Genomic DNA, 23,113 nt, shown 5'->3' on the forward strand with positions numbered 1-23,113 from the left:
TAGGCGATGAAGGTCATTTGCCCTTCACCACAGGCCGCAATCACAGGACACGACGACGCGATAACGCCACGCCTGCGCCGATGAGCGCACCCACAATCCCCCACATCACCATCAGAAATACACGGCGCGGGCTATCGCGTTTTACAGGTTCTTCCGGCGTTCGCAAATACCGGTAAGTCTGAAAACGCGGATCCAACGTTGGACCGACGTTCAACGTGCTCAGCATGGCGCGATTCTGGTCGTAATCGAGGTCATATTCCGGTCCGACGGCCTGCAGGTTTTCCAGTCTGGCCTGCAGCATCGGCCTGCCCAATAAAAATAGCTCTGAATCCGGCAACTGATCGGCAGGAACATCCGTTTCGCTGCGCGAGATATTATGCTGCTGAGCGACCTTCAGCGCTTGCTCCACGCTGTGGGTCCGGCGGTTGAAAATAGCCTCGGCCACTTCTTCCTGGCGCTTCACCTGCGCCTTCATTTGTACCGTCCGCGCCGCCCAGGCGCCTTTGAGCTCGTCGTTAAGATGGCCGGCCGCCCGCTGGCTGGCGAAAGCCACATACTGGCGCAGCAAATTATTGGCATCCTGCCCGGTCTCGGCGGTCAGTTTGACGCTGTCGTTGACGCTCTTGGCCGCATCGCCTGGCATAAACTGGATATTGTTAATTAAATCATCCAGCATCGCCGCATCGGCGCGAGCATTACCCGACTGTCGCTGCTTGTAGTAGTCCGTTTGCAGCCAGAAATCACGCCGGGTATCCCAGGAGGCCAACTGCATGATGAACTCTTTATACGCTTCATCCATGGCGGAAGGCTGATCCACCGAGGCCAGGTCGGCTTTGATATCCAGATTGCGTAAGAACTGCTGCTGGGAATAGTACCCCCCCAACATGTTGACAGTAGGCCGATCGGTGATCGCCGTGGCGCTCCACTCCTGGCGAGCAAAGAAGGTGTACACCAACACGATAGCGGCGAAGAGTACAGCACCGCCGACTATCCAGCCTTTTCCTGCCCATAAAGCGCGAAACAGCCCGCGAATATCCAGCTCGTTCTCAACGTTCACTGATTGTGCTCCCGGTAATGGTTGAGTCATCACATCCCCAGCTTTACTTGGTTAGTTTCGGATTATTGCCGCTGTGTCGCCGAATTCTGCGTCTGATGCGCTTAACCAGACGCGCCACTTTCCAGGCGCGCTTAATACAGTAGCCATAAAGGAAGAAGGCCACCAAAAAGAGAATTAACATCACCCATTCCGGCACAATGCGGGTATATTCCGCCGCGACGCCAACCAGCGCCAGCAGGGCAGCGGCCAGGGTGATCAGGACGAACGCCTGGCGGGAAGTAAACCCGGCGCGCATGATCAAATGATGAATATGCTGCCGGTCCGGTGAGAAAGGACTCATGCCTTTGCGCAGGCGGCGATACATAATCGCCACCATATCCATCAACGGGATAGCGATAATCCACAGCGCGGTGACCGGGCTGATGGGATGCGTTTTACCTTGTGTGGTTTCCAGCAGGATCCAGATGATGGTGAAGCCAATCATGGTGCTGCCGGCGTCACCCATAAAAACTTTATAGCGGCGGCCGAGGGCGCCAAGATTAAGAAGAATATAGGGCAGAATGGCGGCGATCATCGCAAAACACCACATCGCCAGGCTGTACTGACCGTCAAACCAGAGGATGATCCCGGTCGCCGCAAAGGAGACGGATGACAGGCCGCCGAGCAGGCCGTCAATCCCATCGACCATATTAAACGCGTTGATGGCGGCCCAGACGGCAAACAGAGTGAGGAAGAAGCCGAAAGGCCCCAGCACCAGCTCCCACGAGCCAAAAATAAAGCCCAGACTACTCAGATGCAGATTCCCTGCCATCATCATAATCACGGCGATCGCGGCCTGAATGACCGCGCGAATTTTCACGCTGATGTCGAAGCGATCGTCCAGCGCGCCAACCAGCACCAATACCCCCGCACAGGCCAGATACAGCGAGGCGTGAGGAATATAATAATCGGCGATGGCGAAGGTGAAACAGATGCCTGCATAAACTGAGATACCACCGACCAACGGAATCAACCCCTGATGCCGTTTGCGATAGTTTGGTTTATCCACTAACCCAATCTTTTTTGCCACTTTCCGCGCGACAAAAATAAAGAGGGTCGTGAATAAGAAAATACTGATTAATTCAGTAATAGCAGTGAGTAAATTCACAACGCATGTGCTCTCAGCATAGTTAATCCGGGAAGTATAGCGATGATGCCCCAACTCCAGAAGGGGAAAAGCAGAACATTACAAATTTATTGTATAGATTTTAGTCTGTTAAAGCTGTCTCCGCCTGCTGTCCGGCGCCATTATACGACAACTTTCGTCCCGCTTTCTCTGTCTCTGGATCATACAAATCCCAAAATGAAAACGCCACGCAAAGGCGTGGCGTTTTTGGCTTTTTTTACCTTACGAGCGCTTCATCATATCGAAGAAGTCATCATTCGTCTTAGTCATTGCCAGTTTATTAATGAGGAACTCCATCGCGTCGATCTCACCCATCGGATGGATAATTTTGCGCAGGATCCACATTTTCTGCAGCTCTTCCTGAGTGGTGAGCAGCTCTTCTTTACGCGTACCGGAACGGTTGTAATCGATAGCCGGGAAGACGCGTTTTTCGGCAATCTTACGAGAGAGGTGAAGCTCCATGTTACCGGTGCCTTTAAACTCTTCGTAGATAACTTCATCCATTTTGGAGCCGGTGTCGATCAGCGCCGTGGCGATGATGGTCAGGCTGCCGCCCTCTTCGACGTTGCGCGCCGCACCGAAGAAACGCTTCGGACGGTGCAGGGCGTTGGCGTCCACACCACCGGTCAGCACTTTACCGGAAGCCGGGACCACGGTGTTGTAGGCGCGCGCCAGACGGGTAATGGAGTCAAGCAGGATGATAACGTCTTTCTTGTGTTCAACCAGACGTTTCGCTTTCTCGATAACCATCTCAGCAACCTGAACGTGACGGGATGCCGGTTCGTCGAAGGTGGAAGCAACCACTTCACCTTTCACCAGACGCTGCATCTCGGTCACTTCTTCCGGACGTTCGTCGATCAGCAGCACCATCAGCACGCAGTCCGGATGGTTGTAAGCGATGCTCTGCGCGATGTTCTGCAGCAGCATGGTTTTACCGGCTTTCGGCGGCGCGACGATCAGACCACGCTGGCCGCGGCCAATCGGGGAAGCCAGATCCAGTACGCGAGCGGTTAAGTCTTCGGTAGAACCGTTACCACGCTCCATACGCAGACGAGAATTCGCGTGCAGCGGCGTTAAGTTCTCGAACAGGATCTTGTTACGGGCGTTTTCCGGCTTGTCGTAGTTAACTTCGTTAACTTTCAGCAGCGCAAAGTAACGCTCACCCTCTTTCGGAGGACGAATCTTACCGGAAATGGTGTCACCAGTGCGGAGGTTGAAACGGCGGATTTGGCTGGGGGATACGTAGATGTCGTCAGGGCCGGCGAGGTAGGAGCTGTCTGCGGAGCGGAGGAATCCAAATCCATCCTGCAGTATCTCCAGTACGCCGTCGCCAAAGATATCTTCGCCACTCTTCGAATGCTGCTTGAGGATGGCAAAAATAATATCCTGCTTACGCATACGAGCCAGGTTTTCCAGCCCCATATTTTCGCCGAGAGTAATCAGCTCAGAAACCGGCGTATTCTTTAATTCGGTAAGATTCATAGTGGTGTGGGTTCTTAAACTCGGGGTAAATCTCGAACTTAATGTTGTGAATGGTATGGCAGGAACTTCCATGCCTGTTAACGGCCTTCATCTCGTGTCTGTACGTCGCCTGGTCACAGGAAAGAACGCAGAACTGAAACGACTAGACGGAATGAGTGAAAAGCCCGGAATTAATAGCTTCACGCGCATTTTTTGCGGGATGCTTCGGGTAAAACAAGATTCAAACAAGGTATGTTTAAAACGAAGTCTGTGGATTAACTTAGCACGACTCCAGCCGGGCGTCCAGAGTTCCGCAAAAAATAGGAATCTGGACGCCGGAACAGCAATTCGCTTACGCCAGGTTGGCGTCGAGGAACTCTTTCAGCTGACCCTTGGACAGTGCGCCGACTTTGGTGGCCGCCACTTCGCCGTTTTTGAACAGCAGCAGGGTTGGGATGCCGCGAATGCCGTACTTCGGCGCGGTGCCCGGGTTCTGGTCGATGTTCAGCTTAGCTACGGTCAGTTTGCCCTGATACTCTTCAGCGATCTCATCCAGAATCGGGGCGATCATTTTGCACGGACCACACCACTCTGCCCAGAAATCGACGAGGGTCAGCCCGTCAGCCTTGAGTACGTCCGTGTCAAAACTGTCGTCAGTCAGGTGAATAATTTTATCGCTCATATTTAACTCCACAGGAATAAGCCTGGTGTGTTGGTGTCGTAGCCATCAACGACGCGCTGCGGCTACGTTATGCACGCTATTCTTCAGGATACCTCAATTCTCTGGTCTGCCAAATGGCGCGATCCCTCATGGACCCACCCTTTGACGCCAGGGTCACCTGAACGCGCACTGCATATTGCAGATTTATCGCTCCCGGCTCGCTTAGTGGTCTAAGCTATCCTGGATTCGTTCAGTTACCGTAGACGTACCTTGAATAATTTCGTACACCGCCAACGAAAGGTTGACGTTATTTCACCGGATACGCTTTCTTAATGCAATAGTTAGCTGATATTCTACCACACTATGAGCAAAACACATTTAACAGAACAGAAGTTTTCCGACTTCGCCCTGCACCCGGCAGTCATTGAAGCCCTTGAAAAGAAAGGGTTTCATAATTGCACACCTATTCAGGCCCTCGCCCTTCCGCTGACGCTGGAAGGCCGCGATGTCGCCGGGCAGGCGCAAACCGGTACCGGTAAAACGATGGCGTTCCTGACGTCGACGTTTCATTATCTTCTCTCTCACCCGGCTATCGCCGATCGCCAGGTTAACCAGCCGCGCGCGCTGATTATGGCGCCGACGCGCGAACTGGCGGTACAGATCCACGCGGACGCTGAACCGCTGGCGCAGGCCACCGGTCTGAAGCTGGGTCTGGCTTACGGCGGCGACGGCTACGATAAGCAGCTGAAAGTGCTGGAAAGCGGCGTCGATATTCTGATCGGTACCACCGGTCGTCTGATCGATTACGCGAAGCAAAACCACATTAACCTCGGCGCCATTCAGGTCGTCGTGCTGGACGAAGCCGATCGCATGTACGATCTCGGCTTTATTAAAGATATCCGCTGGCTGTTCCGCCGCATGCCGCCGGCCACTCAGCGTCTGAACATGCTGTTCTCCGCGACGCTTTCTTATCGCGTACGCGAACTGGCGTTCGAACAAATGAACAACGCCGAGTACGTTGAAGTCGAGCCGGAACAGAAAACGGGCCACCGTATTAAAGAAGAGCTCTTCTACCCGTCCAACGAAGAAAAAATGCGCCTGCTGCAGACGCTGCTGGAAGAAGAGTGGCCCGATCGCGCCATCGTCTTCGCTAATACCAAGCATCGTTGTGAAGATATCTGGGGCCATCTCGCCGCCGACGGCCATCGCGTAGGTCTGCTGACCGGCGACGTGGCGCAGAAAAAACGTCTGCGGATTCTCGAAGAATTTACCCGCGGCGACCTTGATATTCTGGTCGCGACTGACGTTGCCGCTCGTGGCTTGCACATTCCGGCCGTGACCCACGTCTTTAACTACGATCTGCCGGACGACTGCGAAGATTACGTTCACCGCATTGGCCGTACCGGTCGCGCTGGCGCCAGCGGTCACTCCATCAGCCTCGCCTGCGAAGAGTATGCGCTGAACCTGCCGGCTATCGAAACCTATATTGGTCACTCAATTCCGGTCAGCAAGTACAACCCGGACGCGCTGATGACCGACCTGCCTAAGCCGCTGCGACTGACCCGTGCGCGTCCAGGCAACGGCCCGCGCCGCAGCGGTCCACCGCGCAATCGTCGTCGTTCAGGTTAAGAACTCTATGCTATACGCTCAATCATTCAGAATCTGCCAGGGCGCGTTTCCCCGGCAACCCGCTCAGTTACACGGATTGGGCACAAGCGCCCCGTCGACGAGGGAGCCTTCTGAACGATGAAGAGCATGAGCTCCACCTCGCTGTATGCCGCCATTGATTTGGGCTCCAACAGTTTCCATATGTTGGTGGTGCGCGAGGTGGCTGGCAGTATCCAGACGCTGAGCCGCATTAAGCGCAAAGTTCGTCTGGCCGCCGGCCTGAATAGCGACAACACGCTCTCCGCAGAAGCGATGGAGCGCGGCTGGCAGTGCTTACGCCTGTTTGCCGAACGCCTGCAGGATATTCCGCCGGCGCAAATCCGCGTCGTGGCCACCGCCACGCTGCGTCTTGCCGTCAATGCCGGCGAATTTCTGGCGAAAGCGCAGGAGATCCTCGGCAGTCCGGTACAGGTCATTAGCGGTGAAGAAGAAGCGCGCCTGATTTATCAGGGTGTCGCCCACACCACCGGCGGCGCCGATCAGCGTCTGGTGGTCGATATCGGCGGCGCCAGCACCGAACTGGTGACCGGCACCGGCGCGCAAACGACCTCGCTATTTAGCCTGTCGATGGGCTGTGTGACCTGGCTTGAACGCTATTTCGCCGACCGCAGCCTGACGAAAGAGAATTTCGATCTTGCCGAGGCGGCCGCGCGTGAGGTGCTACTGCCCATCGCCGATGTGCTGCGCTATCACGGATGGAAAGTGTGCGTTGGCGCCTCCGGCACCGTTCAGGCTCTGCAGGAAATTATGATGGCGCAGGGGATGGATGAGCGGATCACCCTGAGCAAACTCCAGCAGCTTAAACAGCGCGCCATCCAGTGCGGACGCCTGGAAGAGCTGGAGATCGAAGGCTTAACCCTTGAGCGAGCGCTGGTGTTTCCGAGCGGGCTGGCGATCCTTATCGCTATCTTCAGCGAACTGAATATTCAGTGTATGACCCTCGCGGGCGGCGCATTACGGGAAGGGCTGGTGTATGGCATGCTGCATCTCTCCGTTGAACAGGACATCCGCAGCCGCACTCTGCGTAATATTCAGCGTCGTTTTATGATCGACACCGAACAGGCCCAGCGCGTCGCTGGTCTCGCCAGCCACCTGCTCAGCCAGCTGGACGGCTGCTGGGAACTGGATCCGCTGAGCCGCGATTTGCTCCTCAGCGCCTGTGCGTTGCATGAGATTGGCCTGAGCGTGGATTTTAAGCGCGCGCCGCAGCACGCGGCCTATCTGGTCAATAATCTCGACCTGCCCGGCTTTACCCCAGCGCAGAAGAAGCTGATTGCGACGCTGCTGCTTAACCAGACTAACGCCATCGACCTCTCATCGCTTCATCAGCAGAACGCCGTCCCGCCGCGGGTTGCCGAACATCTTTGTCGCCTGCTGCGACTGGCGATACTCTTTGCCAGCCGGCGGCGTGACGATTTGCTGCCCGCCATCAATCTGGTGGCCGATGATGAAAAACTGTCCCTGACGCTGCCGGAAAACTGGCTGAATAATCACCCGCTTGGGGCTGAGCTGATCGAACAGGAATGCCAGTGGCAAAGCTATGTGCACTGGATGCTTGAGGTGAAGTAATACGCTGAACATTGCCGGGCGGCGGCTTCGCCTTACCCGGCCTGCGTATCGCTATCCTTTCTCTTTAGCTTTTGCCAGCATGGCGCGAATGTTCGCCACGTTAGCCTGTCCTTTATGCATTCGCTCTTCAGCAGTAATCACTTTGCGCGCCTGCTCCCAAATCAGATCGTCCTGGGGTAGCTCGAGCAGGAAACGGCTCGGTTCCGGGCGCACCACCTCACCATACTGCCGGCGCTCCTTACAGAGCGTAAAGGTCAGCTCTTTCTGCGCACGGGTGATGCCCACGTAGGCTAACCGGCGCTCTTCATCGACGTTATCTTCATCAATGCTGCTCTGGTGCGGGAGCAATCCCTCCTCCATGCCCACCAGGTAAACATACGGGAACTCCAGCCCTTTTGAGGCATGGAGGGTCATCAGCTGCACCTGATCCAGCTCTTCATCCGATTCGCCGCGCTCCATCATGTCGCGCAGCGTAAAGCGGGTGACCACCTGCGTCAGGGTCATCGGCTCATCGATTTCGCTGCCTTCCAGCATCTCGGTCATCCAGGTGAACAGCTGGTTGACGTTTTTCATGCGCATTTCCGCGGCTTTCGGGCTGGGCGAGGTTTCATACAACCAGGATTCGTAGTCAATCCCGCGGATCAAGTCGCGCACGGCGTTGACCGGCTCGCGTTCGGCCAGTTGCTGGATCTCGCGCAGCCAGTGGGTGAAGCGGGTGAGTGATTCATAGCCGCGCCCGGTCAGCGTCTGGCTAAGACCCATATCAAAGCTGGCGGTGAACAATCCTTTGTTGCGGCCCATCGCCCACTCACCGAGCTTTTGCAGCGTCGCCGGGCCGATCTCGCGCTTCGGCGTGTTGACGATACGCAGAAAGGCGCTGTCGTCGTCCGGGTTGGTCAGCACGCGCAGATAGGCCAGCAGATCTTTAATTTCCGGGCGCGAGAAGAACGACGTGCCGCCGGAGATTTTGTACGGGATGCGGTTCTGCATCAGCATCTTTTCAAAGACCCGCGACTGGTGATTGCCGCGATAAAGGATCGCATAGTCTTTGTAATTGGTTTTATTAATAAAGTGGTGGGCGATCAGTTCCCCGGCCACGCGCTCCGCTTCATGATCTTCATTGTTGGCGGAGAGCACTTTCAGCTCAGCGCCGTATCCCAGTTCGGAGAACAGACGCTTTTCAAAAACGTGCGGGTTGTTGGCGATCAGAATGTTAGCGGCTTTCAGAATACGCCCGGAGGAGCGATAGTTCTGCTCAAGCTTGATAACCTGCAGCGCCGGGAAGTCCTGACTGAGCAGCACCAGGTTCTGTGGCCGCGCGCCGCGCCACGAGTAGATCGACTGGTCATCGTCGCCTACCACGGTAAAACGCGCCCGCTGGCCCACCAGCAGCTTCACCAGCTCATACTGGCTGGTGTTGGTATCCTGATACTCATCCACCAGCAGGTAGCGGATCTTATTCTGCCAACGTTCGCGCACCTCCTCGTTGCGCTGCAGCAGCAGCGTCGGCAGCAGGATCAGATCGTCAAAATCGAGGACATTGCAGGCCTTCATATGCGCATCGTACAGCCCATAGCAGTGGGCGAAGATGCGGTCCCGTTCGCCTTTCGCACCCGCGGCGGCCTGGGCCGGGGTTTTCAGATCGTTTTTCCAGTTGGAGATCGTCGAGATCAACTGCTGGAGCACCACTTTGTCATCTTCGATCAACCCTTCGGTCAGCTCTTTGAGCAACGCCACCTGGTCGGTATCGTCGAATAAGGAGAAGTTAGACTTCATGCCCAGCGCGGCGTATTCCCGCTTGATGATATCCAGCCCCAGGGTGTGGAAGGTGGAAATCATCAGCCCGCGCGCCTCTTTGCGCCCCAGCGTTTGCCCAACGCGCTCTTTCATCTCGCGCGCGGCTTTGTTGGTAAAGGTCACGGCCGCGATATGGCGCGCCTGATAGCCGCAGCCGCGGATCAGGTGGGCGATTTTATTGGTGATCACGCGGGTCTTACCGGAGCCGGCGCCCGCCAGCACCAGGCACGGTCCGGTTACAAATTCGACGGCTTGTTGTTGGCCAGGGTTTAAACGCATGGGAGTCTTGCTCAATCTTCGAACGGGGTGGGGATTGTAGCAGAAAGCGGAGCCGAGATTTACCGACTGATGGTAAAGTGAAGAAATCGCGATTAACCCATAGAGCAGAACCATGAAAAAGACCGCAGCAGCCCTGCATATCCTGGTCAAAGAAGAAAAACTGGCCCAGGAGATCCTCGCCAAACTGGAGCGGGGCGTCAGCTTCGATCATCTGGCGAAGCGCTATTCCCAATGTCCGTCGGGGCGCAACGGCGGCGATCTGGGCGAGTTTCAGCAAGGCGCGATGGTCGGCCCATTCGATCAGGCGGTCTTTAGCTGCCCGCTTCTCAAGCCCTACGGTCCGGTAAAAACCAAGTTTGGCTACCATATCATTAAGGTGCTTTATCGCCGCTGACGCGTGGTATATTGCGCCCCGATTTATCTCAACCTATTCAAGGCACGATCATGGCAAAAACAGCAGCAGCACTGCATATTCTTGTTAAAGAAGAGAAACTGGCTCTGGATCTTCTGGAGCAGATTAAAAACGGCGCCGACTTCGGTAAGCTGGCAAAGAAACACTCTATTTGCCCATCAGGCAAACGCGGCGGTGATTTAGGTGAATTCCGCCAGGGCCAGATGGTCCCGGCGTTCGATAAAGTGGTCTTCTCCTGTCCAGTGCTGGAGCCAACCGGACCGCTGCATACCCAGTTCGGCTACCACATCATCAAAGTCCTGTACCGGAAATAATAAAAAAACCCGGGGATCTTAATCTCCGGGTTTTTGCCTGATGGCGCTTCGCTTATCAGGCCTACTAAACAAATTCATTCTTCTATGGATTTCAGCTTGCCGGAAGGCGGCCAGGAAGTACATCCCCAGGAACATAGATTACTATGTGACTGGGGTGTACGTACCGTAGCCAACGCATCGGCCAGTCGAAAGACGGCGAGGAATTAGCCGGCAACCGCAATACGCTTCATATCGGTCATATAGCCACGCAGTTTGTGACCCACTTTCTCGATCTGGTGGCTGCGGATGGCTTCGTTGACATCACGCAGCTGGGCGTTGTCTACCGCGCCTTCGGCAATCGCCGTACCCAGGTCGCCAGTCTGCAGGGTGGTCATGAACTCTTTCAGCAGCGGTACGCAAGCGTAAGAGAACAGGTAGTTACCATATTCAGCGGTATCGGAGATAACCACGTTCATCTCGTACAGACGCTTACGGGCGATGGTGTTGGCGATCAGCGGCAGCTCGTGCAGTGATTCGTAGTAAGCGGACTCTTCGATGATGCCGGAATCGACCATGGTTTCGAACGCCAGCTCAACGCCTGCTTTCACCATCGCGATCATCAGAACGCCTTTATCGAAGTACTCCTGCTCGCCGATTTTACCTTCATACTGCGGCGCAGTTTCGAACGCGGTTTTACCCGTATCTTCACGCCAGGTCAGCAGTTTCTTATCGTCGTTCGCCCAGTCCGCCATCATACCGGAGGAGAATTCGCCGGAAATGATGTCGTCCATGTGTTTCTGGAACAGCGGCGCCATAATCTCTTTCAGCTGCTCGGAGAGCGCATAAGCGCGCAGTTTCGCCGGGTTAGAGAGGCGATCCATCATCAGGGTGATGCCGCCCTGCTTCAGCGCTTCGGTGATGGTTTCCCAGCCGAACTGAATCAGTTTTTCTGCATACGCCGGGTCGGTACCTTCCGCCACCAGCTTGTCGAAGCACAGCAGAGAACCCGCCTGCAGCATGCCGCAGAGGATGGTCTGCTCGCCCATCAGGTCAGATTTCACTTCTGCCACGAAGGAAGACTCCAGGACGCCCGCACGGTGGCCGCCGGTCGCCGCTGCCCATGCTTTCGCAATGGCCATGCCTTCGCCTTTCGGGTCATTTTCCGGGTGTACCGCGATAAGCGTCGGTACGCCGAAACCGCGTTTGTACTCTTCACGCACTTCGGTACCCGGGCACTTCGGCGCCACCATCACCACGGTGATGTCTTTACGGATCTGCTCGCCCACTTCCACGATGTTGAAGCCGTGGGAATAGCCCAGCGCCGCGCCGTCTTTCATCAGCGGCTGTACGGAGCGCACAACGTCAGAGTGCTGTTTGTCCGGGGTCAGGTTAACCACCAGGTCCGCCTGTGGGATCAGCTCTTCATAAGTGCCGACCTTAAAACCGTTTTCGGTCGCTTTACGCCAGGAGGCGCGCTTCTCGGCGATCGCTTCTTTGCGCAGCGCATAGGAGATATCCAGGCCGGAGTCACGCATGTTCAGACCCTGGTTCAGACCCTGCGCGCCGCAGCCGACGATGACCACTTTTTTACCCTGAAGGTAGCTTGCGCCATCGGCGAATTCGTCGCGCGCCATAAAGCGGCATTTGCCCAGCTGTGCCAGCTGCTGGCGCAGGTTCAGTGTATTAAAGTAGTTAGCCATGTCTGTAACTCCGTGATGTTGTGTCGTGCTTATTGTTCGGTTCGCTTTTGCGAGAATGAACTTACTATATGACAGGAATTTTATTGCGGAAATTGATATATTCACAACGTCACGTTGCATTTTATGAAATACAAAACCGGGGAGTACGCGCCGTGGATTTACGCGATCTGAAAACCTTTCTGCATCTGGCGGAAAGCCGCCATTTTGGCCGCAGCGCGCGGGCCATGCACGTCAGCCCGTCGACGCTTTCGCGCCAGATCCAGCGCCTGGAAGAGGACCTCGGCCAGCCGCTGTTCGTGCGAGATAATCGCACGGTGACCCTGACCGAAGCCGGGGAAGAGTTACGCACCTTTGCCCAGCAGACTTTACTGCAGTATCAGCAGCTTCGCCACGCCATCGATCAGCAGGGCCCTTCGCTCTCCGGCGAGCTGCACATCTTCTGCTCTGTCACCGCCGCCTATAGCCATCTGCCGCCGATCCTCGACCGCTTTCGCGCCGCGCATCCCTCGGTAGAGATCAAGCTGTCGACCGGCGACGCCGCCGACGCCATGGAGAAGGTGGTCACCGGCGAAGCCGACCTGGCGATTGCCGGTAAGCCGGAGACCCTGCCAGGGTCGGTGGCGTTTTCGATGCTGGAGAACCTCGCCGTGGTGTTAATTGCCCCGGCCCTTCCCTGCCCGGTGCGCAACCAGGTGACCGTCGAGCGTCCGGACTGGTCGACAGTGCCGTTTATCATGGCTGACCAGGGGCCGGTACGTCGGCGTATCGAGCTGTGGTTTCGACGGCATAAAATCAGCAATCCGTCGATCTACGCCACCGTCGGGGGCCACGAAGCGATGGTGTCGATGGTCGCCCTGGGATGCGGCGTGGCGCTGCTGCCGGAGGTGGTGCTGGAGAACAGTCCGGAGCCGGTACGCAACAGGGTGATGATTCTGGAGCGCAGCGATGAGCAAACCCCGTTCGAGCTCGGCGTTTGCGCACAAAAAAAGCGGCTGCATGAGCCGCTTATTGATGCTTTCTGGAAAATCCTGCCGAACCACTAGCCCGCGAGGAAAAAGCGGAATGCCGGGTTATGGGTCTCATCGTGACACTCATAGCCCAGCTCATTGAGACGAGTTTCAAAGTCCGGCTCGTGCTCGCCCAGCTCGAAGGCCGCCAAAACCCGACCATAGTCGGTGCCGTGGCTACGGTAGTGGAACAGCGAAATATTCCAGTGGGTGCCAAGGGTGTGCAGGAACTTCAGCAGCGCCCCCGGGGACTCCGGAAATTCGAAGCTGAACAGCCGCTCCTGCAGCGCTTTGGACGGTCGGCCGCCAACCATATAGCGCACATGGAGCTTGGCCATTTCGTCATCGGAAAGGTCAACGACGCTGTAGCCGCCATCGTTCAGTAACTGGAGGATCTCTTTCCGCTCCTCCAGCCCACGACTCAGACGCACCCCCACAAAGATGCAGGCGTCTTTGGCATCGGCAAAGCGGTAGTTGAACTCGGTCACCGAACGCCCCCCCAGCAGCTGGCAAAACTTCAGAAAGCTGCCTTTCTCTTCCGGGATCGTCACCGCCAGCAGCGCTTCGCGCTGTTCCCCGAGCTCGCAGCGTTCAGACACGTAGCGCAGACCGTGGAAGTTGACGTTGGCCCCGGACAGAATGTGAGCCAGTCGCTCGCCGCGAATATTGTGCTGGGCGACATATTTCTTCATCCCCGCCAGCGCCAGGGCGCCGGAAGGCTCTGCCACCGCCCGCACATCTTCGAACAAATCCTTCATCGCCGCGCAAATAGCGTCGCTGTCGACGGTGATGATGTCGTCCAGATACTCCTGGCACAGACGGAAGGTTTCATCGCCGATGCGTTTGACCGCCACGCCTTCGGCAAACAAGCCGACGCGCGGCAGATCCACCGGATGACCGGCATCCAGCGCCGCCTTCAGGCAGGCCGAATCTTCCGCTTCCACCGCTATCACTTTAATCTGCGGCATCAGTTGCTTGATCAACACCGCCACGCCTGCCGCCAGGCCGCCGCCGCCCACCGGGACGAACACGCGGTCAATGTGGGCATCCTGCTGCAGCAGCTCCAGCGCCAGGGTTCCCTGACCGGCGATGACCATCGGGTGATCGAACGGCGGCACCCAGGTAAAACCCTGCTGCTGCGCCAGCTCGATCGCTCTCGCCTTCGCTTCGTCAAAATTGGCGCCATGCAGCAGCACTTCGCCGCCAAAGCCGCGAACGGCATCCACTTTGATGTCGGCGGTCGCTACCGGCATCACGATCAGCGCCTTAACGCCCAGCCGCGATGCGGAGAACGCCACGCCCTGGGCATGATTGCCCGCCGAGGCGGTGATCACCCCGTGGGATTTCTGTTCCGCGGTCAGGCTGGACATCATCGCGTAGGCGCCGCGCAGCTTAAAGCTGTGTACCGGTTGGCGATCTTCGCGCTTCACCAGAATAACGTTATCCAGGCGAGAAGAGAGTTTGTCCATTTTTTGCAGCGGCGTTTTCTGCACCGCTTCATAAACCGGCGCGCGCAGCACTGCTCTCAGGTATTCGGCGCCCTCGGGGGCGCCGGAGAGGGGTTGTGAATCCGCCATGATTAGCCACCCAGTTTCGATTTATCGCGAACCGCGCCTTTGTCAGCGCTGGTCGCCAGGCTGGCGTAGGCGCGAAGGGCAAAGGAGACCTGACGCTGGCGATGCTTCGGCGTCCACGCCTGGTCGCCACGCGCTTCCTGGGCTTCACGACGCGCCGCAATTTCCGCATCGCTCAGCTGCAGCTGGATGCTGCGGTTCGGAATATCAATCGCGATCATGTCGCCATCTTCAATGAGCGCAATGTTGCCGCCGCTCGCCGCTTCCGGTGAGACATGACCGATAGAGAGCCCTGAGGTGCCGCCGGAGAAACGGCCATCGGTGATCAGTGCGCAGGCTTTGCCCAGCCCCATCGACTTCAGGAAGCTGGTGGGGTAAAGCATCTCCTGCATCCCCGGCCCGCCTTTCGGCCCTTCGTAGCGGATCACCACGACGTCGCCTTCAACGACTTTACCGCCGAGGATGGCCTCTACCGCATCGTCCTGGCTCTCATATACTTTCGCCGGACCGGTAAATTTCAGGATGCTGTCGTCCACGCCGGCGGTTTTCACGATACAACCGTTTTCCGCGAAATTGCCGTACAGCACCGCCAGGCCGCCGTCCTTGCTGTAAGCATGTTCCAGAGAACGGATACAGCCTTCGGCGCGATCGTCATCCAGCGTATCCCAGCGGCAGTCTTGCGAGAACGCCTGGGTGGTACGGATGCCCGCCGGGCCGGCGCGGAACATCTTTTTCACCGCATCGTCCTGGGTGACCATCACATCGTACTGTTCCAGGGTCTGCGGCAGCGTCAGGCCGAGGACGTTTTTAACCTCGCGATTCAGCAGCCCGGCGCGGTCCAGCTCGCCCAGAATGCCCAGCACGCCGCCGGCGCGATGCACATCTTCCATATGGTATTTCTGCGTGCTCGGCGCCACCTTACACAGCTGCGGCACTTTGCGGGAGAGCTTATCGATATCGCTCATGGTGAAATCGATTTCAGCTTCCTGCGCCGCCGCCAGCAGGTGCAGAACGGTGTTGGTGGAACCGCCCATGGCGATATCCAGCGTCATGGCGTTCTCAAAGGCCGCCTTGCTGGCGATATTGCGCGGCAGCGCGGAAGCGTCATCCTGCTCGTAATAGCGTTTGGTCAGCTCAACGATACGTTTCCCGGCGTTAAGGAACAGCTCCTTACGATCGGCGTGGGTCGCCAGCAGAGAGCCGTTACCCGGCTGCGACAGGCCCAGCGCTTCGGTCAGGCAGTTCATGGAGTTGGCGGTAAACATCCCGGAACAGGAGCCGCAGGTCGGACAGGCGGAGCGTTCCACCTGATTACTCTGCTCGTCGGACACTTTCGGATCCGCCCCCTGGATCATCGCATCCACCAGGTCGAGCTTGATGATTTTATCTGACAGCTTGGTTTTCCCGGCTTCCATTGGGCCGCCGGACACAAAGATCACCGGAATGTTCAGGCGCAGGGAAGCCATCAACATCCCCGGGGTGATTTTGTCGCAGTTGGAGATACAGACCATCGCATCCGCACAGTGGGCGTTAACCATGTACTCCACCGAGTCGGCAATCAGCTCGCGGGATGGCAGTGAATAGAGCATACCCCCGTGGCCCATGGCGATCCCATCATCCACTGCGATGGTGTTGAATTCTTTGGCCACGCCACCGGCGGCTTCAATCTGCTCGGCAACCAGTTTGCCGAGGTCGCGCAGGTGCACGTGCCCGGGAACAAACTGGGTAAAGGAGTTAACGACGGCGATAATCGGTTTGCCGAAATCGGCATCGGTCATCCCGGTTGCGCGCCACAACGCGCGGGCGCCCGCCATATTGCGGCCATGTGTGGTGGTGGCGGAACGGTACTTAGGCATGCTCTTTTTACTCCCATCTGTGTTTATTAAATGGGACGGTGCGTGCCGTCCCATTTTTAATTACTTACTTACCGGATCCAACCAGCCCCATTTGTCTTCTGTTTCACCGGTGAAGAGGCCAAAGAAGGCTTCCTGAATGCGTTTGGTAACCGGACCGCGACGGCCTGCGCCGACCTGGATGCCATCCACGCTGCGTACCGGGGTGATTTCCGCCGCGGTGCCGGACATGAAGACTTCATCCGCCAGGTACAGGGATTCACGGGACAATACCTGCTCGCGGACTTCAATACCGAGATCTTTCGCCAGCTTGATGATGGCGTCGCGGGTAATGCCCGGCAGCGCGGAAGAGGTAAACGGCGGGGTGAACAGCACGCCGTCCTTCACTTCAAACAGGTTTTCGCCTGCGCCTTCCGAGATATAGCCGTTAACATCGAGGGCGATACCCTCCTGGTAGCCATGGCGACGCGCTTCGCTGCCAACCAGCAGCGAGGAGAGATAGTTGCCGCCGGCTTTCGCCGCCGTCGGGATGGTGTTCGGCGCCGCGCGGTTCCAGGAAGAGACCATTGCATCGATCCCCTGCTCCAGCGCTTCTGCGCCGAGGTAGGCTCCCCACGGGAACGCCGCGATGATCACGTCAGTGTTGTAACCCGGAGGCGGGTTTACCCCCATGCCGACATCGCCAACAAACACCAGCGGGCGGATATAAGCGCTGGTCAGATTATTGGTGCGAATGACTTCGCGGCAGGCTTCCATCAGTTCGTCGACGCTCTGGGAGACCGGGAAACGATAAATTTTGGCTGAATCATGCAGACGCTGCATATGTTCGCGATGACGGAACACCACCGGGCCTTTGTGCGAGTCATAACAACGGATGCCTTCGAATACCGAGGTGCCATAGTGCAGCGCATGGGACATCACATGAACTTTCGCTTCGCCCCACGGAACCATCTCGCCATTGAACCAGATGTAATCAGCTTTTTTCGTCGTCATTTTTCTTCCTTTGCGCTCAGGCGCGGATTTGTTGTGATGTGGGTTGCTGGATCTCGACGCAGGCAACGTCGACCAGTTTGCTTAATTGACTAAACAGTAATTCGACGGGCCGCGGGCTGGCAACGGTCAATTCGATATTTATGTTCTGTGCGTCCGCCGCGGTTTCCATGTTCATTGCGCAGATTTGGAAACCACGGTGGCGGACAACGCGCAGCACGCGCTCTAAGGTTTCCGGGTTGAAACGTGCCTGTAAAGCGACCTGATGTTGCATCATGATAATTTCTCCAGCATTTCAGAGTTACTGGCGCCGGGCGGCACCAACGGCCAGACATTCTCAAGTTCGTCGATTGAGACATGAAGCAGGTATGGCCCCTGGCTCGAAAGCATGGTGTCGAGTGCCGCTTCAACCTGGTCTTTACGGGTGATGTGTTGGCCAGGAATACCGAAGGCGCTGGCCAGCGTGAGGAAATCAGGGTTATCAGTCAGAGTGGTTTCGCTATAACGTTCCTGGAAAAACAGCTGCTGCCATTGTCGAACCATCCCTAACCGCTGGTTGTCGAGTAATACGATCTTAAGCGGTAACTGCTTGCGTTTAACGGTGCCCAGCTCCTGCACATTCATCATGAAGGAGCCGTCACCGGAGATACAGATCACTGTATCGTTAGGGCGCGCCACCTGGGCGCCAACGGCGGCCGGCAGGCCAAAGCCCATGGTGCCTAAGCCGCTGGAGGTGATGAAGTTTTCCGGGCGGGTATAGGTCATATGCTGAGCCGACCACATCTGATGCTGACCAACGTCGGTTGTCACCACGCTGTCCGCCGGCTTGCGGTCGGAAAGCTGTTTCAGCAACAGCGGCGCGTAGATTGCCTCACCGGGATGATCGTAACGCCAGGCGTGATCGGCACGCAGCGCGGCACTCCGCTCGCGCCAGCCATCGATAGCTAACGGCTGCTGCAGCGCCGGCAGCAAGCGGTTCAGGTCGCCGGTCAGACCGATGTGCGCCTGGCGCAGCTTGTTCAGCTCCGCCGGATCGATGTCCATATGGATCACTTTGGCATGCGGCGCGAAGGTGTTGAGCTTGCCGGTCACGCGATCGTCAAAGCGCGCGCCGACGGCAATCAGCAGATCGCACTCCTGTACCGCCAGGTTGGCCGCCTTGGTGCCGTGCATTCCCAGCATGCCGAGATAATACGGGTAATCGGCGTCCACCACGCCCAGCCCTTTCAGAGTGCAGGTCGCCGGCATCCGGGTTACGGCGAGGAATTCACGCAGCGCCGGTACCGCCTGCGCCATGCCGACCCCGCCGCCAACATACAGTATCGGTTGCTGCGATTGAGCCAGCATCTGCAGAGCCTGAGCCACTTCCGCCTGCGGAAATGCCATCTCATCGGCGACCGTAGAGAAATGGGGATCGAGATCGCCCTGCGCCATCTGAATATCCTTAGGGATATCAACCAGCACCGGGCCTGGACGGCCTGAGTTTGCCACCTGGAAAGCTTCAGCAATGACCCGCGGCAGCTCGTCCAGAGACTGCACGAGGAAACTGTGCTTAGTACAGGCCAGTGACAAACCGAGAACGTCTACTTCCTGAAACGCATCCGTGCCGATGAAGGGCGCGGCCACCTGGCCGGTGATGGCGACAATGGGGATGGAGTCAAGCAAAGCGTCCGCCAGGCCGGTGATCAGATTGGTCGCGCCCGGGCCGGAGGTCGCGATACACACTCCGGTTTTACCGGTTGCTCGCGCATAACCAATGGCCGCCATGGCTGCCCCTTGCTCATGCCGGCACAGCAGGTGCTCCACGCCGCCGTCATACAGTGCATCGTAAACCGGCATAATTGCGCCACCCGGATAGCCAAAAACGGTGTCGACCCCCTGTGTCCGCAAAGCATGTACCACCCACTGCGCGCCATTCATAGTTAGTTCCCCGTCATAAATCGGGAGAAACAGAATTTTATGCTAAAAGTCATCATCTGCTCCTCGCTTAGGTTATTTCAGTTATAAAAAAACCCCCGGACCTTTCGGTGCGGGGGTCTTAGTTCGTTAAGGCTTGATTATTAAGCCTTTCCTCGTCCAAGTGCAGCCCCGCACGGTGGGATAATAATCACCACCACGCTAATCACGACCAGGCTAATCACTCGTAGAAGGGCTGTCATTTTCTGTACTTTCTGGCTTCTTGTTCGAAGGAATACCTAAAGAGGTACCACAGACATCACATAAAACACAAGATTTTTTTATATCTCCGTTGCTGAGCAGCCTAACAGTTTCAGCAAAAATAATTGTTTTATATGAAAAAAATCAGAAATGAAAAAAATTCAGTTTTCTCTCGCCTGGCGCGCGCTTTTGCGCGTGCCTTTCCCACGCCACTCTCTTTTGCGAGCGAAATTCCATTTTCGGCTAAATGTAACGATATAGCGCGAAAAGTATGGAATTATGGTCCTAAATTCTCACTATTACCGCTCCCGTTTTACCACAGGTCAGCCATAATCCTGCCTGGTCCAGGAGGTTTTATGTCGCTCGCCATCGTCTATACTCGCGCGGCGCTTGGTATCGAAGCGCCATTGATTACTGTCGAGGTTCATCTCAGCAACGGTCTGCCCGGCCTGACTATGGTCGGACTGCCGGAGACTACCGTGAAAGAGGCCCGTGACCGGGTCCGTAGCGCCCTGATCAACAGCGGCTACGCTTTCCCTGCGAAGAAAATAACCATTAACCTGGCGCCAGCGGATCTACCTAAAGAGGGCGGACGATACGATCTGCCTATCGCTCTCGCGCTTCTCGTCGCCTCAGAGCAGCTCAATACGACGCGACTGAATCACTATGAGTTTGTGGGCGAACTCGCCCTCACAGGTGGGTTACGTGGCGTTCCAGGGGCGATCCCCAGCGCAATGGAGGCCATCAAAGCCGGCCGGCGTATCGTCGTCTCCGCTGATAATGCGGCTGAGGTCGGCCTGATCGGCGGCAGCGATTGCCTGGTCGCCGACCATCTGCAGGAGGTGTGCGCTTTTCTCGCGGGGCAGACATCGCTTTCACCGCCTCTTGCCGAGGCACCCATTGTTGATGAACGCGGCGAAGATTTGCGCGATGTTATCGGCCAGCAGCAGGGAAAACGAGCGCTGGAGATTGTGGCCGCCGGGGGTCACAACCTGCTCCTGATAGGCCCGCCCGGCACCGGGAAAACCATGCTTGCCAGCCGGCTACCCGGTCTCCTGCCGCCATTAAGCAATCAGGAAGCACTGGAGAGCACCGCCATTCAGAGCCTGGTCAATCTGCATACCGCGAAGACCCGGTGGCGTCAGAGGCCGTTTCGCGCGCCTCACCATAGCGCCTCGCTGGCAGCGATGGTGGGCGGCGGCTCAATACCGGTCCCCGGTGAGATTTCCCTGGCCCATAATGGCGTGCTGTTTCTTGATGAACTGCCTGAGTTTGAGCGGCGTGTACTGGATGCGCTGCGCGAACCCATTGAGTCAGGCAAGATCCACATATCACGCTCGCGCGCCAAAATTGACTATCCGGCGCGCTTTCAGCTTATCGCGGCGATGAACCCAAGCCCGACAGGGCATTATCAGGGCAAACATAATCGTACATCGCCTGAGCAGACATTACGTTATCTGGGACGTCTGTCAGGCCCCTTCCTTGACCGCTTCGATCTCTCCTTAGAGATCCCGCTGCCGCCGCCAGGGATACTGAGCCAGGGCACGCAGGGCGAAGAGTCTAGCGCAACGGTCCGGCAGCGGGTGCTGGCGGCGCGCGAACGGCAAATGCTCAGGCAAAATAAGCTCAATGCTCATCTTGAGAATCGTGAAATGAAGAGCTGCTGCCACTTACGGCGGGAGGACGCTGTCTGGCTGGAACAGACGCTAACGCAGTTGGGGCTCTCTATTCGAGCCTGGCAGCGTCTGTTAAAGGTGGCGAGAACCATTGCCGATCTGGCAGAGGCTGAAGAGATTGAACGCCGTCATTTGCAGGAGGCGCTCAGCTATCGGGCGATAGACCGGATGCTAAACCATCTGCAGAAAATGATGGCGTAAAAAAAAGGGCTTACGCCCTTTTTTCTTAGTCATCGCTTTCGGTGTAATCGTCAGCGCCTTCCATCTGCGGTTTGCCGCCGGAAAGGGTATGGAAACGCTTCGGCCGCTTGATGCGCGCCATATACTTAATCCATACGCGTTCTGCTTCCGTTACCGGCTCACGCTCACCACGGCACACCGAGACAAACTGTTTTTCATCATCGGTAACAGGTTCGCGTTTACCCAGTTCCAGTTCGTTAAAGGCATAACCATGACGTTCCAGCAGTTGCGCCTCTTTGATGGTGAAATCACCGTGACGGGAGAACCCGCGTGGATAATTTTTATTGTCGAAAAAACGATTAGTCGTCGTAAAGCTTTCCGCCATCCTACACGCTCCTGATTCTTTGGCCGAGCTATTTATGGCGCGGAGTATTAGTTACGCTTGACAGAGCGTCAAACAAAACATTTAAATCATCACGACAAATAATTTTGTGGAGAACGGTGTGGATACGGAATTGCTCAAGACTTTCCTGGAAGTGAGCAGAACTCGTCACTTTGGGCGAGCAGCAGAGGCGCTTTACCTGACGCAGTCAGCGGTCAGCTTTCGTATTCGTCAGCTGGAAAATCAACTTGGTGTGAACCTGTTCACCCGACATCGTAATAACATTCGCCTGACGACGGCCGGAGAAAAGCTCCTGCCTTACGCCGAAACGTTAATGAATACCTGGCAGGCTGCGCGCAAGGAGGTCGCACACTCTTCGCGACATAATGAATTCTCCATCGGAGCCAGCGCCTCGCTGTGGGAATGCATGCTTAACGGCTGGCTCGGCACCCTCTACAGCGCACCTTACAATCTCCAGTTTGAAGCGCGTATCGCACAGCGGCAGTCGCTGGTTAAACAGCTTCATGAACGCCAGTTGGATCTGCTGATCACCACCGAATCGCCGAAGATGGATGAATTAAGCAGCCAGCTGTTGGGTAATTTTACCCTTGCCTTGTATTGCGCATCGCCTGCAAAAAACAGAAATGAATTGAATTACTTGCGCCTTGAATGGGGGCCTGATTTTCAGCAAAACGAAGTGGGTCTGATAGGAAGCGATGATGTTCCGCTGCTCACTACCTCTTCAGCTGAATTGATCTACCAGCAATTATCACGCCTGAACGGCTGCTGTTGGCTACCTGTTCGCTGGGCCAAAGAGAAGCATGGGTTACATACGGTCATGGACAGCGCTACGCTTTCCCGCCCACTCTATGCGATCTGGTTACAAAATAGCGATAAGCAGGGGCAGATCCACGAGATCCTGAAAAGCCCTATCCTGGAATAAGCGGTACTCTCCATGGACGGAGAGAAGCAAGGTATTTTGAACAGGGATATTGCAGATGGAGAGTAGAGATAAAAAAAAATCCTTTGCCTGAGCAAAGGATTCTTATAAATGGCAGGGGCGGAGAGACTCGAACTCCCAACACCCGGTTTTGGAGACCGGTGCTCTACCAATTGAACTACGCCCCTAAAGCTTTCTTACCACTAAGCCTGCTATCTGAGCAGGCTTAATGTTAAATAAGTGGCGGAACGGACGGGACTCGAACCCGCGACCCCCTGCGTGACAGGCAGGT

20 protein-coding genes and 1 tRNA gene are annotated in these 23,113 nt (G+C 56.5%); 7 read left to right on the forward strand and 14 right to left on the reverse strand.

From position 1 onward, the window contains the following. Positions 1–40: 40 nt before the first annotated feature. The 4 genes from wzzE to trxA form a co-directional block, all read right to left on the reverse strand. Positions 41–1,087 carry an ECA polysaccharide chain length modulation protein gene (gene wzzE / locus ABLV52_RS11070; protein WP_032429045.1) on the reverse strand — a complete coding sequence of 349 codons (1,047 nt, stop codon included), beginning with the start codon at positions 1,085–1,087 and terminating at the stop codon, positions 41–43. 13 nt (positions 1,088–1,100) lie between these two features. Then, entirely contained in the window at positions 1,101–2,204 is a 1,104-nt protein-coding gene (gene wecA, locus ABLV52_RS11075; protein WP_004886849.1) for a UDP-N-acetylglucosamine--undecaprenyl-phosphate N-acetylglucosaminephosphotransferase, read from the reverse strand. Between the two features lie 240 nt (positions 2,205–2,444). Further along, a complete protein-coding gene (rho, locus tag ABLV52_RS11080) occupies positions 2,445–3,704 on the reverse strand; it encodes a transcription termination factor Rho (RefSeq protein WP_002883293.1) in 1,260 nt (419 codons plus the stop codon). A 331-nt stretch (positions 3,705–4,035) separates the two neighbouring features. Beyond that, positions 4,036–4,365, reverse strand: a complete 330-nt coding sequence (trxA, locus tag ABLV52_RS11085; RefSeq protein ID WP_002883224.1) for a thioredoxin TrxA — start codon at positions 4,363–4,365, stop codon at positions 4,036–4,038. Between the two features lie 342 nt (positions 4,366–4,707). Here trxA and rhlB point away from each other — a divergent pair, with 342 nt between their 5' ends. Further along, entirely contained in the window at positions 4,708–5,973 is a 1,266-nt protein-coding gene (gene rhlB / locus ABLV52_RS11090) for an ATP-dependent RNA helicase RhlB (RefSeq protein ID WP_023291550.1), read from the forward strand. A 117-nt stretch (positions 5,974–6,090) separates the two neighbouring features. After that, positions 6,091–7,581, forward strand: coding sequence for a guanosine-5'-triphosphate,3'-diphosphate diphosphatase (gene gppA / locus ABLV52_RS11095; RefSeq protein ID WP_348890373.1), 1,491 nt, complete (start codon positions 6,091–6,093; stop codon positions 7,579–7,581). 51 nt (positions 7,582–7,632) lie between these two features. Here the strand turns inward: gppA and rep are convergent, their stop codons facing one another. Then, the gene (gene rep / locus ABLV52_RS11100; RefSeq protein ID WP_004886858.1) at positions 7,633–9,657 is read right to left on the reverse strand and encodes a DNA helicase Rep; all 2,025 of its coding nucleotides are present in this window, start codon (positions 9,655–9,657) and stop codon (positions 7,633–7,635) included. 112 nt (positions 9,658–9,769) lie between these two features. On the opposite strand from rep, the gene ppiC (ABLV52_RS11105) reads away from it, so the two are divergent. Both ppiC (ABLV52_RS11105) and ppiC (ABLV52_RS11110) read left to right on the forward strand, forming a co-directional pair. Beyond that, a complete protein-coding gene (gene ppiC, locus ABLV52_RS11105; RefSeq protein ID WP_032454495.1) occupies positions 9,770–10,051 on the forward strand; it encodes a peptidylprolyl isomerase PpiC in 282 nt (93 codons plus the stop codon). Positions 10,052–10,101: 50 nt separating this feature from the next. Continuing rightward, complete coding sequence (ppiC, locus tag ABLV52_RS11110) at positions 10,102–10,383, forward strand: peptidylprolyl isomerase PpiC (RefSeq protein WP_004886861.1); 282 nt, start codon at positions 10,102–10,104, stop codon at positions 10,381–10,383. 203 nt (positions 10,384–10,586) lie between these two features. Here the strand turns inward: ppiC (ABLV52_RS11110) and ilvC are convergent, their stop codons facing one another. Then, complete coding sequence (ilvC, locus tag ABLV52_RS11115; protein ID WP_348890374.1) at positions 10,587–12,062, reverse strand: ketol-acid reductoisomerase; 1,476 nt, start codon at positions 12,060–12,062, stop codon at positions 10,587–10,589. A gap of 152 nt (positions 12,063–12,214) precedes the next feature. On the opposite strand from ilvC, the gene ilvY reads away from it, so the two are divergent. After that, positions 12,215–13,105 carry an HTH-type transcriptional activator IlvY gene (gene ilvY / locus ABLV52_RS11120; protein WP_012543253.1) on the forward strand — a complete coding sequence of 297 codons (891 nt, stop codon included), beginning with the start codon at positions 12,215–12,217 and terminating at the stop codon, positions 13,103–13,105. On the opposite strand, the gene ilvA is transcribed toward ilvY, so the two are convergent. The 6 genes from ilvA to ilvL all read right to left on the reverse strand — a co-directional run bounded on the left by ilvA (position 13,102) and on the right by ilvL (position 19,645). Beyond that, a complete protein-coding gene (gene ilvA / locus ABLV52_RS11125) occupies positions 13,102–14,646 on the reverse strand; it encodes a threonine ammonia-lyase, biosynthetic (RefSeq protein ID WP_017899412.1) in 1,545 nt (514 codons plus the stop codon). The genes ilvY and ilvA overlap by 4 nt on opposite strands. A 2-nt stretch (positions 14,647–14,648) precedes the next feature. Further along, positions 14,649–16,499, reverse strand: a complete 1,851-nt coding sequence (gene ilvD / locus ABLV52_RS11130) for a dihydroxy-acid dehydratase (RefSeq protein WP_023291545.1) — start codon at positions 16,497–16,499, stop codon at positions 14,649–14,651. A 60-nt stretch (positions 16,500–16,559) separates the two neighbouring features. Continuing rightward, positions 16,560–17,489, reverse strand: a complete 930-nt coding sequence (gene ilvE / locus ABLV52_RS11135) for a branched-chain-amino-acid transaminase (protein ID WP_002883171.1) — start codon at positions 17,487–17,489, stop codon at positions 16,560–16,562. A 16-nt stretch (positions 17,490–17,505) separates the two neighbouring features. Next, on the reverse strand, positions 17,506–17,763 hold the full coding sequence (gene ilvM, locus ABLV52_RS11140) for an acetolactate synthase 2 small subunit (RefSeq protein ID WP_004886870.1): 258 nt from the start codon (positions 17,761–17,763) through the stop codon (positions 17,506–17,508). Further along, on the reverse strand, positions 17,760–19,406 hold the full coding sequence (gene ilvG / locus ABLV52_RS11145) for an acetolactate synthase 2 catalytic subunit (RefSeq protein ID WP_348890375.1): 1,647 nt from the start codon (positions 19,404–19,406) through the stop codon (positions 17,760–17,762). Before ilvG ends, ilvM begins: the two co-directional genes overlap by 4 nt. 140 nt (positions 19,407–19,546) lie before the next feature. Continuing rightward, a complete protein-coding gene (ilvL, locus tag ABLV52_RS11150; protein WP_001311244.1) occupies positions 19,547–19,645 on the reverse strand; it encodes an ilv operon leader peptide in 99 nt (32 codons plus the stop codon). 354 nt (positions 19,646–19,999) lie between these two features. Between ilvL and ABLV52_RS11155 the strand changes: the two genes are divergently transcribed. After that, positions 20,000–21,520 carry a YifB family Mg chelatase-like AAA ATPase gene (locus tag ABLV52_RS11155; protein ID WP_032454493.1) on the forward strand — a complete coding sequence of 507 codons (1,521 nt, stop codon included), beginning with the start codon at positions 20,000–20,002 and terminating at the stop codon, positions 21,518–21,520. 25 nt (positions 21,521–21,545) lie between these two features. Here ABLV52_RS11155 and ABLV52_RS11160 read toward each other — a convergent pair whose 3' ends face one another. Then, positions 21,546–21,884 (reverse strand): DUF413 domain-containing protein, encoded by a 339-nt coding sequence (locus ABLV52_RS11160; protein ID WP_004886877.1) that lies wholly within the window; start codon positions 21,882–21,884, stop codon positions 21,546–21,548. A gap of 118 nt (positions 21,885–22,002) precedes the next feature. On the opposite strand from ABLV52_RS11160, the gene hdfR reads away from it, so the two are divergent. Continuing rightward, positions 22,003–22,824, forward strand: coding sequence for an HTH-type transcriptional regulator HdfR (gene hdfR, locus ABLV52_RS11165; protein ID WP_032454492.1), 822 nt, complete (start codon positions 22,003–22,005; stop codon positions 22,822–22,824). A 109-nt stretch (positions 22,825–22,933) separates the two neighbouring features. Here the strand turns inward: hdfR and ABLV52_RS11170 are convergent. Further along, positions 22,934–23,009 (reverse strand) — tRNA-Trp (locus ABLV52_RS11170). Positions 23,010–23,113: the final 104 nt, after the last annotated feature.

Origin of the sequence: Klebsiella sp. GB_Kp056, from assembly GCF_040064755.1 — a bacterium.
Classification (GTDB): domain Bacteria; phylum Pseudomonadota; class Gammaproteobacteria; order Enterobacterales; family Enterobacteriaceae; genus Klebsiella; species Klebsiella quasipneumoniae.

What these genes read in the sequence shown, in the direction of transcription:
- wzzE (WP_032429045.1), bottom strand. Translation starts at nt 1,087, where the DNA reads ATGACTCAACCATTACCGGGAGCACAATCAGTGAACGTTGAGAACGAG.
- rho (WP_002883293.1), bottom strand. Translation starts at nt 3,704, where the DNA reads ATGAATCTTACCGAATTAAAGAATACGCCGGTTTCTGAGCTGATTACT.
- trxA (WP_002883224.1), bottom strand. Translation starts at nt 4,365, where the DNA reads ATGAGCGATAAAATTATTCACCTGACTGACGACAGTTTTGACACGGAC.
- rhlB (WP_023291550.1), top strand. Translation starts at nt 4,708, where the DNA reads ATGAGCAAAACACATTTAACAGAACAGAAGTTTTCCGACTTCGCCCTG.
- gppA (WP_348890373.1), top strand. Translation starts at nt 6,091, where the DNA reads ATGAAGAGCATGAGCTCCACCTCGCTGTATGCCGCCATTGATTTGGGC.
- rep (WP_004886858.1), bottom strand. Translation starts at nt 9,657, where the DNA reads ATGCGTTTAAACCCTGGCCAACAACAAGCCGTCGAATTTGTAACCGGA.
- ppiC (WP_032454495.1), top strand. Translation starts at nt 9,770, where the DNA reads ATGAAAAAGACCGCAGCAGCCCTGCATATCCTGGTCAAAGAAGAAAAA.
- ppiC (WP_004886861.1), top strand. Translation starts at nt 10,102, where the DNA reads ATGGCAAAAACAGCAGCAGCACTGCATATTCTTGTTAAAGAAGAGAAA.
- ilvC (WP_348890374.1), bottom strand. Translation starts at nt 12,062, where the DNA reads ATGGCTAACTACTTTAATACACTGAACCTGCGCCAGCAGCTGGCACAG.
- ilvA (WP_017899412.1), bottom strand. Translation starts at nt 14,646, where the DNA reads ATGGCGGATTCACAACCCCTCTCCGGCGCCCCCGAGGGCGCCGAATAC.
- ilvD (WP_023291545.1), bottom strand. Translation starts at nt 16,499, where the DNA reads ATGCCTAAGTACCGTTCCGCCACCACCACACATGGCCGCAATATGGCG.
- ilvE (WP_002883171.1), bottom strand. Translation starts at nt 17,489, where the DNA reads ATGACGACGAAAAAAGCTGATTACATCTGGTTCAATGGCGAGATGGTT.
- ilvM (WP_004886870.1), bottom strand. Translation starts at nt 17,763, where the DNA reads ATGATGCAACATCAGGTCGCTTTACAGGCACGTTTCAACCCGGAAACC.
- ilvG (WP_348890375.1), bottom strand. Translation starts at nt 19,406, where the DNA reads ATGAATGGCGCGCAGTGGGTGGTACATGCTTTGCGGACACAGGGGGTC.
- ilvL (WP_001311244.1), bottom strand. Translation starts at nt 19,645, where the DNA reads ATGACAGCCCTTCTACGAGTGATTAGCCTGGTCGTGATTAGCGTGGTG.
- ABLV52_RS11155 (WP_032454493.1), top strand. Translation starts at nt 20,000, where the DNA reads ATGTCGCTCGCCATCGTCTATACTCGCGCGGCGCTTGGTATCGAAGCG.
- ABLV52_RS11160 (WP_004886877.1), bottom strand. Translation starts at nt 21,884, where the DNA reads ATGGCGGAAAGCTTTACGACGACTAATCGTTTTTTCGACAATAAAAAT.